This window comes from Massilia sp. SYSU DXS3249, from assembly GCF_053668055.1.
Genome location: NZ_JBSIPX010000049.1, coordinates 1 through 956, shown reverse-complemented (window position 1 = coordinate 956; position 956 = coordinate 1). Strand labels below are relative to the sequence as shown.

General features: G+C 57.0%; 1 protein-coding gene. It reads left to right on the top strand.

What is annotated here, in order from left to right; genetic code table 11:
- Window positions 1-55: 55 nt before the first annotated feature.
- A partial coding sequence (locus ACWCIA_RS22890; protein WP_454166787.1) for a transposase occupies window positions 56-956 on the top strand: 901 nt, incomplete at its 3' end.

Here is a 956-nt window from a genome sequence, read left to right as displayed (position 1 = left end):
GCGTGCATTGGTGAGCGGTAGTGCAGCGCGCCTAAGCGATGTACTGGCGCCGATGATGAAGAACGAACCGCCCATGGTGCCGGGTTATCGGCTGCGCATTGTCGATGGTAGCCATCTGCCGGCGAGTGAGAAAAGAATGAAACCGCTACGTGGCTTTGGTGGAGCAGCCTTGCCCGGCCACTCGCTCGTTGTCTACGATCCGGACTTGAAGCTGGTGGTCGATCTGGAGCCATGCGAAGACGCCTATATGCAGGAGCGAGCCGTTATGCCATCCCTGCTCGAGCGTGCCACGCCAGGCGAACTTTGGATTGCCGATCGCGCTTTTAGCACGCGTACTATCTTGGCAGAGTGGGAGCGCCGCGGTTGCAATTTCATCGTGCGTGAGCACAGCAGCACCCCAAATCCTCGTGCAGTTGGCCAGGTGTCTTATCAAGGATCCGTTGAAACAGGCGACGTGTATGAACAAGCGGTAGAGTTCAATGACGAAGCAGACCACCGGGTGATGTTGCGACGCATCGAGCTGCATTTGAAGGAGCCGACCGGGGCTGGGGAATCGGTTATCCAGATACTGTCGAATCTACCCGAAGAGTGCTTCACCGCAGGTGAAATAGCAGTTTTGTATCGACATCGATGGAAGATCGAGTCGATGTTCCAGCGGCTCGAATCGGTCTTGCACAGCGAGGTAAAAACGCTCGGCCACCCACGCGCAGCCTTGCTCGCTTTTGGCGTGGCCGTAGTGGCCTACAACGTCCTGGCCGTTTTGCAAGCAGCCGTCTGGACAGCACATGAGTTGCGTAACAGCGGCATCGAGCTGTCGCCGTTTTACGTAGCCCTTGAAATCAAGACCTGCTATACCGGCATGATGTTGCTGATATCGCCTGCCGCATGGAGACCTTACGACGCCATAGGGGCGCCAAAACTGAGCCATCTCTTGCTCGACATCGCAGCCCATGCCA